Source organism: Chitinophagaceae bacterium, assembly GCA_016699815.1.
Classification (GTDB): domain Bacteria; phylum Bacteroidota; class Bacteroidia; order Chitinophagales; family Chitinophagaceae; genus Ferruginibacter.
Genome location: CP065012.1, coordinates 2107326 through 2121280 on the forward strand (window position 1 = coordinate 2107326; position 13955 = coordinate 2121280).

Consider the following 13955-nt stretch of genomic DNA (forward strand, 5'->3'; position numbering starts at 1 on the left):
TCCGGGTTAAATTTATTCTCTTTTACCCTGTTTAAGATGTCGGTGCCTTTGAATAAATTAGCATAAGTATTTTGTGTTTCAACTGAACTGTTTTCTTTTATGCATAGTTTGTTGTTGTCATAGAAATATTCATTGATTTTGTGTTTTCCCTCGTCGTTTTCAAGAGAAACAGTCCAGTCATATTTTTTATGCTTTTTTCTGCAAGTGGTAAAATGATATTATAAAATGGGAAAATACTCTGATTAATTCTAAATCCTTCAGGCCAGCCCACAAACCACTTATTTTAAACTTAAAGAATTAGTTTTTACAAATTTGTTTTTTTGCTCATATTTACTTATTTTAGGTTCATCAATTATAAACCAAACCCTTTTAAATATATGCCATATTCCCTCTACATTGCAGATTTAGATAAAGTAAGCCTGGGTGATATTGACCAGGTGGGCGGTAAAAATGCCTCGCTGGGAGAAATGCTCCAAAACCTTACTCCTCTTGGTATACAGGTGCCCATGGGTTTTGTAATTACTGTTGCTGCTTACCGGGAGTTTTTAAAATATAATAAGCTTGATGATGCCATTAAGGAAATCATCACTGGTATAAAAATAGACGACATTGAATCGCTGCGAAGGGGCGGCTTGCAGGCGAGGCAATTGTTGAAAAATGCAAAATTTCCCCGTGAGTTAAGCGAAGAAATTATCAATAAATATTATGAACTCAGCAAAATTTACGGGCAGGATGCAACAGATGTTGCGGTTCGGTCTTCTGCCACTGCGGAAGACTTGCCCGATGCCTCTTTTGCCGGCCAGCAGGAAACATATTTAAATGTACGAGGCCCGGCACCATTGATGAATGCCGTAAGAAATTGCTTTGCTTCCATATTCACCGACCGTGCCATCAGCTACCGGGAAAGTTTTGGATATGATCATTTCAGCATCGGCCTTTCGGTATGTGTACAAAAAATGGTGCGTAGCGATTTGGGCGCTTCCGGAGTTGCTTTTTCTCTCGATACCGAAAGCGGTTTTAAAAATGTAGTGGTTATCAATGCATCTTTCGGTTTGGGAGAAATGATTGTACAGGGTTCCGTTTCACCTGATGAGTATATCGTTTTCAAACCTACATTAAAAGAAAATTTTTCCCCCATCATTGAAAAAAAATTAGGCGTAAAAGATAAAATGATGGTATATGGAGACGACCCGGACGAAAGAGTGAAAATTATTCCTACCGAAAAAAGCCTCAGGGAACGCTTTTGCCTTACCGATGAAACCATCCTGAAACTTTCTAAATGGGTGCAGCAAATTGAAGAATATTATACCACAAAAAAACAAAAATGGACGCCCATGGATGTGGAATGGGCGATAGACGGATTAAGCAAAGATTTATTCATCGTTCAGGCAAGACCTGAAACCATTCATTCGCAGAAAAACCACCGTATCATCACTGAATATAAAATCAACGATACAAAACGGGCCGATAAAATTATTTTAAAAGGCATTGCGGTAGGAGACAAAATTGCATCAGGCAAAGTAAATATTTTATATTCATTAGATAAACGATTAACCGAAGGCCAGGTATTTAATGAAGGTGATGTATTGGTTACCGATATGACGGACCCTGACTGGGAACCGATTATGAAAAAAGCATCTGCCATTATCACTAATAAAGGAGGTCGTACCTGCCATGCAGCTATTGTGGCAAGAGAATTAGGCGTTCCGGCAATTGTTGGCACACATCATGGCACCGATGAATTGAACGACGGGCAATTGGTTACCGTATCCTGTGGCGAAGGCGATGAAGGTATTGTTTATAACGGCGCTATTGAATTTAAAAAAGAAGAATACAACCTGGACGATTTGCCGGAAGTGAAAACAGCGTTGATGCTGAATGTGGCTTCACCTTCAATGGCATTTAATTTTTCTCACCTGCCCAATAAAGGCGTGGGCCTTGCAAGGGAAGAATTTATTATTAACAACTATATCCAGATTCATCCGCTTGCATTGCTGAAACACCGGAGCATGAATGATGAGGCGCTGACCGCTATCATTGAAAAAAGAATTCGTGGATTTGAAAACGAAGAAGATTTTTTTATAAAAAAACTTTCATACGGTATTGCAAAAATTGCGGCGGCATTTTATCCCAATAAAGTAATTGTTCGCTTTTCTGATTTTAAAAGTAATGAATACTATAACCTGCTGGGAGGAAATCATTTTGAACCTAAAGAAGAAAACCCGATGATTGGCTGGCGGGGAGCAAGCCGATATTATTCTCCTGAATACAAAGAAGCATTTGGCCTGGAATGTAAAGCCATAAAAAAAGTAAGGGAGGAAATGGGATTAAAAAATGTAGTGGTGATGATACCCTTTTGCAGAACAGTAACGGAATTACAAAAAGTGCATGAGGTAATGCAGGAGTATGGTTTAAAAAGAGGGGAAGCCGGCCTGGAATTATTCCTGATGGCGGAACTTCCTTCAAATGTGCTAATGGCAGATGAATTTGCCAAACATATTGATGGCTTTTCAATTGGCTCCAATGATTTAACGCAGCTAACATTAGGTCTCGACAGGGATTCATCATTGGTAGCACATATTTATGATGAAAGAAATGAAGCGGTGAAACGGACTATCAGCATGTTGATGGAAACGGCCAAAAAGCATAAAGTAAAAGTGGGTATTTGCGGACAAGGCCCTTCAGATTTCCCCGACTTTGCACAGTTTCTTGTTGACCTGGGAATAGATAGTATATCAGTAACGCCGGATTCATTGGTAAAAACGGTGAAAGCGATCAGTGAAGTGGAAAAGAAGTGATAAGATAAAAAATATAGGAATGTGAAGAATGTGTATTTAATTTAAACGATTAGGCTGCGGTAACTGTGCCTTATATTTCTTAAGCTCTTTTTTACTCATTTCTTTAGTGATGATTTCTTCTGTAGTAGCTGAAATGTATTCGGCCCCATTTTCGGGATTACCCGGCATATCGTTGAACAGGAATTGTGGGGAGAGTGTTTTGTATAAGTTTTGGTTGTTTGCAAAGGTTGCATTTTGCAAAATTTCAAAGTTGGCTGACTTTAAGTAGTACAGCAATAAATTTACCATATAATAATTATTGTTTGCCGCTGCGCTAATGCCTAATGCTGAGCCCGGCAGCACCTCGTCTCCGGGCTGAACGAAAATACTGTTTTTTTTGAAGCCCATATACCGCATTATAGTTCCATCTTCATGTTCCAGGAGTAAATAATTTTTTTTACTGGTATATTCTACAACTCCGGATATTTCGTCATTAAACTCTTCAACTACTTCTACTACTAAACCTTTGCGGCAGGCCTTTACTGTATCTTGATTTTGCGAATAAAAAGTATAGTTTATCCAGTCTGCTGGTTTTTGTGCCCCAAAATATTTTTCATCGGCAAAGCCTGCTTCTATTGCTTTTACTTTAATGCCTGGTGAAAACGGCAATAGATAAATAATATTTTGTTTAATTTTTGGATTGAGTGCACCCCTTATAAAACGATATTCAAAATGGTAACCAATGCCAGCATCTTTATTTGATGGCCTTAAGGTTAAAAGTGTGCCCCTTGGGTTGTTTACGGTAAATGATGAGCCATTGGGGTAATTGGTATTATCTAAATGGGTAAAATGGATGCCTACACAAAAGCTGCCGGGAAGTTCTTTGCGGTACATTATATCCACGCAGTTATCGGCTACACGCCTGGCTTCGAGGTCCAAAACTTTGTTTTGTGCTATGGATGGCAGGCAGGCAAAAGTAAATAGGAGGGCTGATAATTGTTTCATATTCCACAAAATAGTATATAAACAGTGTTCTTGATAGCGTTTAAAATTAAAAGAAAAAAATTAAGAATGCCAGTACAAACAATTTTCGGTGAGCCAGCATTGCCACCAAACTCATTAATATGCAATGGTTTTAGTATGCTTATGGGTAAATTTCATTCTTTATATTTTTCTTTTTAGAATGATATATTTTTTACGTAATTCAATATTGTCTAATAGTTTTAATTTATTCAATTTGTTCATCTAATACAATTCTGTTTTTCTGATTCTTTATGTCAATAATTTGTGTCTTTTTAGTTTTTGTTGCAACGCTATTAATACCCTTACAATGTTAGCGCAGTATTTTTACTTTACCCGGTTATATTTTCTCAACAAATCAATTACCAATTTATGAGGTAATCCGTATGCCTTGTTATCATTTATTCCTTCCATTGTTTCTGCTGCAACCATAGCATTAATAATGGCTTCTTCAACAGCTTGAACAGTTGCATTAAATAGCGGGTTAATTAAATCATTAGGCAATTCGTCAATTTTTGTAAAATTCTCTCTCTGAAAAGCAGATGGATTAGCAGTAGAAAATGCAATGAATATATCGCCTGAACCATTTTCTCCACGTCCGCCAACAATGCCTATACCAATAGGAACCCTTGCTGTAATTCTTTTTAACTGGTGAGGTAATAAAGGTGCATCTGTAGCTACTATAACAATAATAGAGCCGTCGCCATCTTGCCTGTATGACGGCGCTGCGTTGAATTCATAATTCAATGTATCTTTTAACTCTTTTCCAATGGGAACCCCAGCAATGGTAAAATTATTTTTGCCTCCAAAATTTGATTGCACTAATACTCCAACTGTATAAGTCGAGTCTTTAATTTTAACTACTCTGGAAGATGTTCCTGTTCCGCCTTTGAAACCCAAGCACATCATTCCTGTGCCACCTCCAACATTACCTTCTTTTAAGAAGCCTGTTTTAGCGCTATCTAATGCTTCAATTGCATTGATTTCTTTTACATGAAAGCCATAAATGTCATTAAGAAAACCATCATAAGTTTCAGCAACAACAGGGTAGGTGTACCAAAAATCTTCTTTGTACCAACCAGTTTTTACAAACCATTTCAATACGGCATCTCTAACAACGCCTACGCTATTAGTGTTAGTGATCATTATCGGGGTTTCCAAAAAACCTGATTCTGTTATCCAGGTAGTTCCTGTCATTTCTCCATTTCCATTCAGTGAATACCAATTAGCAAAAACCGGGTTATTGTTTTTGCCTCTTGGCAAGATTGCAGTAACTCCTGTTCTAACGGGCCCTTTTCCTCTAACGTTTTTGCCTTGTCCTGAAATGATTGTACTATAACCCACTTCAACACCTTTCACGTCTGTAATTGCATTAAACTTACCTGTCGTTCCGTTAAAAGGAATTCCAATATCCCTTGCCCTTGGTTTCTGTCCTAAAACGGATGACTGAATAAGTAAGAGCAAACAAAGTGAGTTTAAATATTTCATTGTTGTAAATATTGTTGAAAAGACTGGCAATAGAAGCTTACGTAAGGTTTTCTACTGTGCCGTTAATTAAAAATGTTAAGTAAAGTGTCAACTAAAATTATTTAGGTTGAAGTTAAGAATATAAAACTAAATGGTAAAAGGAATGCCTGGAACTAAGTCTGAATAGTGAACATGAAGCTGAACATATATTTATTGCCCCACAATATTACCAATCCACAGTTGAAAAAATAAATTGCATCTTGTAGTCTTTAATTCCCAAACCAATTCCTTACTTTAACAATATCCCAATACATTATTATAAAGTCACACTATTTACGAAATTTTCTTTCTTTTCAACCATTTAAACCCTTCGAACCAGAAAACTGCAATAGAAGCAATAAGCACTGCCGTTCCCAATTCATAGAGGGAAAGTGATTGAAGATGGAAAAATGCAGCTATGGGTTTTACATTCAAAATGAGAATCAATAGCATTAAAACAATAACGGTAATACCAATCAACAAAGGGTTTTTGTTTTTCATGGACTCAAATACACTGTAGAAAAAAGAGCGATTTACAAAACTTAAAAACACATTGGCAAAAATCAGGGTGCTGAAAACCATCGCTCTGGTTTGCTCCTCATTGCCCCCTTGTTTTACCATCCATTGATAGGTAAATAAAACAGCTATTGTGATGATAATTCCCTGGATGATGCTGATGCTGAGTTCACGCCAATTTAGAAAAGTTTCACTCATCTTTCGTGGAGCTTGGCGCATGGCATTCTTTTCCATCGGTTCATTTTCAAACACGATGGAGCAGGTAGGACCCATCACCAATTCTAAAAATATAACATGTACCGGTGTAAATATTTGAGGGTATATCCAACCTAAAAATAGCGGGATGGAAACGGTAAAAATGATGGGTATATGAATGGAAATAATGTATTGAACAGCCTTTTTTAGGTTACTGTAAATTCTTCTTCCTGCCGCTATTCCTGTTATTAACTTACCCAAATCATCGTTGGTAATTACTAAAGAGGCTGCTGCTTTGGCAATCTCTGTACCCTTAGTGCCCATTGCCACTCCAATATGTGCCGATTTTAAAGCCGGAGCATCATTTACTCCATCTCCCAGCATCGCCACTACTTCACCTTCTTTTTTTAACGCATTTACCACTGCCAGTTTCGCTTCTGGAAACATACGGGTGAAAATGCTGGTTTTTTTGACCAAAGTTTGCAAATCCATATTTTGCAAATCTGCTATTTCGCTGCCATTTACTATAGGGTAATGATTTATGATTCCAGATTGCAACGCAATGGCATTGGTGGTATCGGCATTATCACCGGTAATCACTTTTAGTTCTATTCCGGCATTATAAATTTGCTGCACCACTTTACTGATCCCATTTTTTGGTGGGTCGTAAAAAACAGTCAGTCCCAAAAATTCAAAAATAAATTCTTCTTGATGTACAGGAAAATCATCACCTTCAAAACTTGTCTTTGCTACTGCCAAAACTCTATATCCCTTACTACCAAAGGATTTTACCAGTTGAAGCAATTTGTTGCTTTCGGATTCTGATAAATTTGATTTTTTGATAATAGCTTCAGCTGCACCTTTGGCTGCAATTATTCTATCTTTATTTGCGTTTTCAAAAATATGCGTCATCATCGGTGGCTTACCCGCTAATGGATATTCGTGTGTCATTTGAAAATTGGGTCGAACATCTTTTTGAATATGGGTGGCATATACCTGGTGCAATGCCTTTTCCATCGGGTCAAAAGGCACAGGCTCACTACTCCACATAGCATATTCAATCAATTCTGACAGGTCTGCATTTCCGAAAGAATCATCCCCATAAACAGTATCGGTTGCGTACTGATATAAATGCTGCAAGTGCATATTGTTTTCAGTAATCGTGCCGGTTTTATCGGTACATATTACGGTAGTGCTTCCTAAGGTTTCAACAATGCTGCTGCGTTTGATGATAATGCCATCACGCATCAACTTCCATGCACCTAATGCCATAAACGTAGTAAAAGCAACGGGAATTTCTTCAGGTAAAATAGACATGGCAAGTGTTAATCCATTGAGTAGGCTGTCAATTAAATTGCGGCTTTGGTAAAAACTATATCCCCAAACCAATAGGAAAATAATAATCCCAATCACAGCCATCGCTTTTACAAAAACGGCAATCTGAATTTGCAAGGGTGATTTTTCCTCTTTAATATTTTGAATGAAGGCACCTATTTTCCCAATATAAGTAGCAATACCTATTGTTTCAACCTCCACAATTGCCAAACCCGAAACTACGATGGTGCCGCTAAACACAGTATTGTTCTCCACATCTTTATCTTTAAACACAGAAAAACTTTCTCCTGTCAACGAAGATTCATTTACAGAAAAATCATTACTGTGTATTATTCTCCCATCAGCATTAATTAAATTTCCTTCTTCAACGATATACAAATCGCCCACAACAATTTCGGAAGTCGGTATTTTTTCTACCCTGGCATTTCTTATGACACTACTCAAAGGTTCATTGAGCTTTTCTAGTTCTTCCAACGCCTTTTTGCTTCGATTATCCTGAAAAACCTCAATGCCGGTTACTGCCAAAATAGCCACAAACATAAAAGCCGCTTCGCCATAGTCGCCTACGATTAGATAAATGATAGTAACACTTATCAACAGCAACAACATGGGTTCTTTCAGAATATGAAAAAGCAGTATGTACCATTTGCCATTTTCAATAGTGGCTATTTTATTGTTGCCAAATTTTGTGCGAGACTGCAAGACTTCCTCTTCTGTTAATCCTTTTAGGTTGTTGGGAATCGGATAAGACATGTTGCAAATTTAGATTAAACAAATAGTTTGTGTTTTGGTACAATATATCATTCCTCCGCTTTATTTTTCAATGCCATCAAAAGGGTATAGGCGCCATTTTGTACAATAGTAGCATTTTGCATTGGCACGGCATCTATGGGCAGTTTGGTAGTTTCATAAATGCCAAAAAGCGCCAGTGCAGCGGTAAACAGCCCGATGATGAGTTTATTCCTTACGGAAAACTCAATGATTTTATTAAGCATTATTATTTTTTGTTAATCAATGGATAATTTTAAGTACCTGAAAATTACAGATACAATAGCAAACAAGAGCAAACCCTTGTCAGTAAAAGATATGATTAACTAAATGCGGGGCGGTTGCCAGATTTGACTAAGGTAATTATTGGTGTAATTATTCTGCTGATACCCAGGCAGTGGGTTTTTATCTTCCTGATGTATAACTTTAGAAAATGCTATAGTAGATGTAGGGGCAATTGTAAATATTTGACCGGCCTGGAGAACCGCTGACTTAAAAGGAAGATTTTTGTGGTGATGAGTTGAATTGGCAGAATGATTAGACCTGTCTGAGTAGTGAATAATTAAAAATTCCAAGAGGGTAATGTTGTTTTCATTCTTTGTATGTTCCCAATAATGCTGAAGCAAAACCGGCAATTTCCACACTTCTCCAAATGCAGTATTTGCAGATAGAAAAGTGAATAGGAAAAATATGGCAATGGTTCTTTTCATTTATATAAATTTAGTGAATGCTACTTAATTCTATACTATCTGATATCTACCATACGACTAATCTCCTCCTATCATTTTTGATGTAATTCCTTTTTTATTAGAAAACTCAGCTACAGCTATCCCAACCAAATGAAGAACTATAAAAATAGGGAACCAATAAATTCCCCATTTATGAATGGCTTCAATGTTGTCGTGGTAAGCAGAAAGCAAATCTTTTTCTATACAAACACCTGTAAAAGCAGAAATGAAAACGAAAAGATAAAAATAGATGTATGTAAACCCTTGTAAGCGTTCTTTAAGAACTTGATTTGTTTTAAATGGATTAGGGAAACGGATACCTTTTACCAGCATGTAAATGATACGGGCGATAAATGCAAAAATCATCACTTTGGCAAATACTTCGTGCCATACCCACATGGGCTCACGAATTGCTTTTGTAATTTCACTCATTTGTTCTTTGGGTATTGCACTTGTTTTACTTTCAATTATCCCAGAAATATGATTTTTATTCATCCAATACATACGGAGAAAACCCGTGATGAATAAAATGGGCATTGCCAGGGCCATTACCCAATGCAGTATTCGGTGAGAGGCTGTGAATTTAATTTGTGTGTTCATAGTCTGAAAATTAATTACTCAAAATATTGATGATATACTTCATTGGATTTTTGAAGTTTCAATACAATTCCTTTTGCTTCATTTTCATTCGCTGACTTTTCCAATGCTTCAACTAATTCCAGATGAGGGTGCAACCATTTGTGCAACTCGTCATGGCTTTTCCCTTTCATGGTACAACTTTTGATAAGCTGATTGTTTTGGTCTTTCAACTTTTGAGCAAGCTTATTATAGTTGGTTTGACTGGATTGTAAATAAGTTGTTACTAATCCTTCTCCTTTCGCTACAAATGGTTTCATTTCGTCATTCACTATCCATTTTTTACCGCTGTTTAGTTCAATGGCTTCTGAAGTTTCATCGTGTTGATGTTCTTCTTGTTTCGTTTCCTGATTTGATTTTGCCTTTTCAGATGGGTTATTGCAACTCCATAATACAAAACTACTGATTGCTAATACGAGCACCTTTTTCATATTTTAATTGTTTTTTTCAATCATTTTTAAAATACCTTCTAAAACTGCTTTTCCATCTTTCACAAGATTAGACTTATGCCCTGAAATCTTCCATTTCAAAACAGTCATCCGAATTCCACCAATGATAATTGTTGTTAGGATAGGGACATTTATCAGTTTACTGTATTGTCCCGTTTCCTGGCCTTTTTTAATATTGGAACAAACGTATTCCTGCATCAAATCCATTATTTCAGAAACTTTAATACTCAACGCCGCATCAAAATGAAAAATACTTTCAGCAAAAATTACACTGACAATTGCCGGTTTATTGGTAAATGCTTGTAATTGAGAATTGAAAATGGCTCTTAATACATCCCCGGCTGTAGCATCCGGTTTATGTGAAATTCCATTGATGCGACTTTTCATTTCTGCCTTGAAGTATTCCAATAAACTCAGCAGAATTTCATTTTTGCTGCTAAAATGACGATATAAGGCAGGTTCAGACAATCCAATATCCGTCGCAAGCGTCTTTATCGTCAGGTTCTGAATGCCATATTTGGAAATTCTATCTGTTGCGGCTTCCATTATTTCAATTTGTCTGCCTGTAAACTGTTTCATTTTTTTTCTTAAACAAATTGTTAGTTAATATTCACTCACAAAATTATAAATAAATTTAAAGCAGGCAAAATTTTTTAAATAATAAAGTTTCGGTAATACTTAAGCCACTTTAGGCAAAGGAAATTTGGCGTTTTGAGATTTGCGAAACATTGGCTATGTGTGTACAATTGAAATTCGCCAATTTGAAAAGGTAGAGTATTATATTTTTAAAATCGTAAGATTTTAATTGCTGTTCACAATCATTGTGTTTTTCCAAAAATTCCTGGGTGTTTTCTTAGTAATTAAGCTCAACTCTCTTAGTTTGTCAATAGTAAAGAATAGTTACCAAATTGGGATATTTTCTTTTTGTTACAATCGTTTAAGGGTAAGAATCGTATTTCTGCCAACGGTACGCATTGGCGATGGCGGGGAATTCGTTGTTCGTCCAGCCTGGTACAAATGCCCAATTGAAAAACTAGAGTTGAAGTTAAGAACTAAAGCTGAATAAAGAACGTAGAGCCGGAACCGCTGCTGATAGTAGCACATAGCTGATGTTTCATTGTCCAGCCCTGCATTTGCAAATACTTTTGTTGTAGGCTGGGCTTCTCTATCTTGGTTTTAATGTTATTAGTAACTGATAGTTGTTATTTTCTACTTTATGAATTTCAACTGTCATTGGCGCTTCTATATTGTCAAAGACTTCATTGTCATTGTATAAAAAAACATTTCTCCACCTGTCAGTATCTTTATTAAACTCTTTTTTGGGGAATAATCTTATTGCTCTTTTATTTGGCAGTTCAGGATACTCAACAGTGTAAATAAGTAATTTATCGCCTTCTGAAAACATTTTTTCTCCTTTGCCCGCAAAAAATTGTTCTGTTCCTTGAACATCTTGACAAATCTCAATTCCCCATAGTTTTGATGGTAGTTCAAGACTGTCTTTGGTTACTCTTTTATCTGGTATCAGTACAACATTAATTCCTTTTTTAGCCGAAAGTGGTGTTAGGGTAACACTATAGGAATGTTGGTTTGTTAAGTAAATTACCTTGGGATCATCTTTAACAAACGGAAGCCACCCATAACGGTAATGATGATAACCTATAAAACTTGTTGCTAAGTGACTATCTCCCATCATATCAAAACCCATCATTTCTTCATCGTACCAATTAAAAGGTGGAAATGCGTATAATTCATTAGTGCCATAGCTATGCCCAATTTCATGCATCAAAGCAGTATATTTTTTTGTGTAATGATTGGGCAAAAACGTAATCATAGTATTCATTCCTTTGTAATGAATTTCGTGATTACCACAAGGAATATCTTTAGCCCACTTATCTGCAATTTCAGGATTACTCAATATTACAGCAATTGAATTATTAATAAAAGTATCTAAATTGAAAGCAGAATTTAATGCAGCAGCACAATCTTTTGTATAGTCCTGCCAATTCCAATAACTGTCTGTACTGTCTGTTGGAAAATAATATGCAGATGTTTTTGGAAGAGTGACCCACTTTTTTGAAAGTAGAGGTTCAACAGTAAGATTTATAGCTTTGCCTTGCTGCGCAAAAGATTTTTCTAATGTACCATTGCTTGTAACTACACTCCAAATGCTGTCAAAGTTTTTGGTTATTGCTTTTGCGTCAGCCCAATCTACAAACAATACATAAAGTTTAAGTTTATTAGTTGGATTTACAAAGCCTTTGGTAAATGGTCCTTCACTTCCTGCATATAACAGTGGCGGTTTTAAGGAATTGGCTTTTAATGCAAAGTTCTCCCACAATATAGTTTTCTTAGAGCTTATGATTTTTAATATTCCATCATTTCCAACAATTAGTTTTGATGAAGTTGGAAATTTTGTAAATGACTGCCAAACTATAGAATCGTTCTTATAAAAGAGAATGTTTCCATTTTTTAATACCAACTTGTTTACTTTACTCTTAGGTAATATTGAGCCTTCGTCATTTGAATTCCAAATTATTAAACCTTGTTTTTTTATTGTGAAAGTTGATTTTCCAAAGGAAGCTGTAATTTGTCTGTCCTTTGAATATAAAATTTGTCCCAATACAAAACTCTCATTGTTACTTACAAAATACTTTTTATTTTGTGCAAAAGTTGTTAAGGCAAATAGTAGTGATAAAATTAGAGTACTAGAATTCTTCATTACGTGATGTGTTTGTAGTGCTAGAGTTTTGTCAGCCTTGCTTACAACGTCCATGCATTTATGCAGGACTGGAAATAGAATTCCTGTCGCCCGGAACCGCTGCCAAATTTATAACTAAAAGTTCATTGTTAATACTATCGCTCAATAAAGTTCCTTCAGCCCGGACTGCTGTTGAAAGATGTACCACTGCTCATTGTTAGCACTTTAGCCAGGCTTGCATAAATACGAATGTTGCCTGCTGTGTCCTAGATCATTTTCAAGTAAGTTGAAAATCCACGAAGATAGTTTTAGTTATAAGTGTCTTAGAAATTAAATTTTAGCGATAAGGTTGCTGTAGAATGTAATGTTAGCCCTGTGTTTGTTGGAACAGGGTTTTGTTGAATTTCGAAATATGTAGAAGCATTCATTGCTTTTCTTTTATTCCGTTTCGAAGCGATAAATAAAGGAATACTTCCAAGCATTGATGCGCTACCAATAGAGAGCGCTACAAGATAGGGGGTTTCGGACTTAGACCAATCACTACTCACATCCAATATAGCCGCTCCAGCTGCGACTGCAGTGCCTCCTCCAAGCAATATCCAGGCAGTCTTTTTTTGAGTTTTACTTTTTTTTAGGTAGTCTTGACGGGTTAATGGCTGGTTAGGATTTATTTGTTGACCCAATGCATTTGCAGTCACAAAAAGCAACATTGCGTAAATAATAATCTTTTTCATAACAGGTGAGTTTAAGTTTAAAAATAGCGCCCTAATAAGCATTGCAGCTAACGTTCGAGGCTTGCCGCAGGGCTGGTATTTTATGACTGTCCGCCCGGCAACTGAAGCCGATTGAAAAACTGATGTTGAAGTTATGAACTAAAGCTGAATAATGAACGTCCAGCCCTGCTTTTGCAAATACTTTTGTTGGCAGAAGTATGGAAAAGGTTATTATTTGTTAAAGAAAGCAGGCGGTTATTTGTCCGCCCGCTACCTTTTGTAATTTTCTATTTTACATTTTTTCTATTGAGCAATTTATACACCGCTAGTACTGATAGGATAAAGCCATTAATTATGAACATCCATTTGTATCGATATAGTTTGGGGTCGAAAAACTCGGCCATTAAGGAGATGCCGACTATTAGAAGTAGAATAGAAAAAATGATATCACTTGACTTTTTCATAAACTCTAATATTGCGGAAGTAAATCCAAATTACTATTCCTGATACATGACACTCCACAGGCAACAGAAATTGAAAATGAGCCAGCACCAACGCCACGAGGTTGTGCAAACCCAGATGCTGCGTTTGTACCCATTAACAATGTTTGACAA

Annotated in this window: 11 protein-coding genes; 1 reads left to right on the plus strand and 10 read right to left on the minus strand. The window is 36.4% G+C overall.

Going from position 1 to position 13955, the window contains the following annotated elements; genetic code table 11:
* Window positions 1-377 precede the first annotated feature (377 nt).
* The gene (gene ppsA, locus IPO46_09365; protein ID QQS62329.1) at window positions 378-2798 is read left to right on the plus strand and encodes a phosphoenolpyruvate synthase; all 2421 of its coding nucleotides are present in this window, start codon (window positions 378-380) and stop codon (window positions 2796-2798) included.
* 36 nt (window positions 2799-2834) lie between these two features.
* On the opposite strand, the gene IPO46_09370 is transcribed toward ppsA, so the two are convergent.
* The 10 genes from IPO46_09370 to IPO46_09415 form a co-directional block, all read right to left on the minus strand.
* Window positions 2835-3782: a hypothetical protein gene (locus IPO46_09370; protein QQS62330.1), complete on the minus strand. Its 948-nt coding sequence runs from the start codon at window positions 3780-3782 to the stop codon at window positions 2835-2837.
* Between the two features lie 342 nt (window positions 3783-4124).
* A complete protein-coding gene (locus tag IPO46_09375; protein ID QQS62331.1) occupies window positions 4125-5285 on the minus strand; it encodes a P1 family peptidase in 1161 nt (386 codons plus the stop codon).
* A gap of 312 nt (window positions 5286-5597) precedes the next feature.
* Window positions 5598-8102 carry a cation-translocating P-type ATPase gene (locus IPO46_09380; GenBank protein ID QQS62332.1) on the minus strand — a complete coding sequence of 835 codons (2505 nt, stop codon included), beginning with the start codon at window positions 8100-8102 and terminating at the stop codon, window positions 5598-5600.
* A 47-nt stretch (window positions 8103-8149) separates the two neighbouring features.
* A complete protein-coding gene (locus IPO46_09385; GenBank protein QQS62333.1) occupies window positions 8150-8344 on the minus strand; it encodes a hypothetical protein in 195 nt (64 codons plus the stop codon).
* Window positions 8345-8443: 99 nt separating this feature from the next.
* Complete coding sequence (locus tag IPO46_09390; protein QQS62334.1) at window positions 8444-8827, minus strand: hypothetical protein; 384 nt, start codon at window positions 8825-8827, stop codon at window positions 8444-8446.
* Between the two features lie 57 nt (window positions 8828-8884).
* Window positions 8885-9445 (minus strand): cytochrome b/b6 domain-containing protein, encoded by a 561-nt coding sequence (locus IPO46_09395; protein QQS62335.1) that lies wholly within the window; start codon window positions 9443-9445, stop codon window positions 8885-8887.
* A 14-nt stretch (window positions 9446-9459) separates the two neighbouring features.
* Window positions 9460-9912: a hypothetical protein gene (locus IPO46_09400; GenBank protein QQS62336.1), complete on the minus strand. Its 453-nt coding sequence runs from the start codon at window positions 9910-9912 to the stop codon at window positions 9460-9462.
* 3 nt (window positions 9913-9915) lie between these two features.
* The gene (locus tag IPO46_09405; protein ID QQS62337.1) at window positions 9916-10509 is read right to left on the minus strand and encodes a TetR/AcrR family transcriptional regulator; all 594 of its coding nucleotides are present in this window, start codon (window positions 10507-10509) and stop codon (window positions 9916-9918) included.
* Between the two features lie 586 nt (window positions 10510-11095).
* Window positions 11096-12703 carry a hypothetical protein gene (locus IPO46_09410; protein QQS62338.1) on the minus strand — a complete coding sequence of 536 codons (1608 nt, stop codon included), beginning with the start codon at window positions 12701-12703 and terminating at the stop codon, window positions 11096-11098.
* A 248-nt stretch (window positions 12704-12951) separates the two neighbouring features.
* Window positions 12952-13362, minus strand: a complete 411-nt coding sequence (locus IPO46_09415; GenBank protein ID QQS62339.1) for a hypothetical protein — start codon at window positions 13360-13362, stop codon at window positions 12952-12954.
* Window positions 13363-13955 lie beyond the last annotated feature (593 nt).